Raw genomic sequence first — 640 nt, 5'->3', positions numbered from 1 at the left:
ATTCCATTATATCCTTTTGAATCTTCAAGATATATATCAGCATTATTATCCATAAGMATAGAAACTATATTAATATTTCCTTTAAATATAGCATATTCTAAAGGGGTTGTTTTATCAAATACCAATTCTCCGCTAAAATTAATACCTTTTTTAGAATAGTAATTAGTATAATTGTCTAATGTTTTATTTATATCAATTTTATTTGTATAGCTTAAAAGTATATTAAGAGCATTTGTTTTATCATAATGAATAGCATAAAGAAGCGGAGTAAAGCCTTCCGGATTTCTTGTATTAAGATCAACTGTRTTAGAGATAGCATTATGTATTAAAGCGGCATCATCTTTATAWATWGCATCAAAAAGAATTTTACTTTCTAATTGATGAGCATATTCATTATTTTCTTCTTCTTTTTTATAATAAGAAGTATCATCATCAGGCATATTATCATACAAAAAATCTTCTACAATATTATTTGCTTGAATGACGTTTAAATTATTATTATTATTATTATTATATGAATTCGTATCATAAATATTAGTTTCACCAAAATTACCAATTATATTTTCTATACTATCGCCATATAATAAGTCTGAAGCAGTTTTACCGTCATAATTTTTTATAGTATAATCAGCCCCCTTTA

1 protein-coding gene is annotated in these 640 nt (G+C 24.1%); it reads right to left on the bottom strand.

Annotated elements, in window-relative coordinates; all coding sequences use genetic code 11:
- Positions 1-640, bottom strand: a 640-nt coding sequence (locus GQX97_RS13770; RefSeq protein ID WP_198391261.1) for an ankyrin repeat domain-containing protein, incomplete at both ends; no start/stop codon positions are given.

It is taken from the genome of Brachyspira sp. SAP_772, assembly GCF_009755885.1.
Taxonomy (GTDB): Bacteria; Spirochaetota; Brachyspiria; order Brachyspirales; family Brachyspiraceae; genus Brachyspira.
Note: the sequence above shows the minus strand (reverse complement) of the source record. Positions and strands in the feature narration are given on the sequence as shown.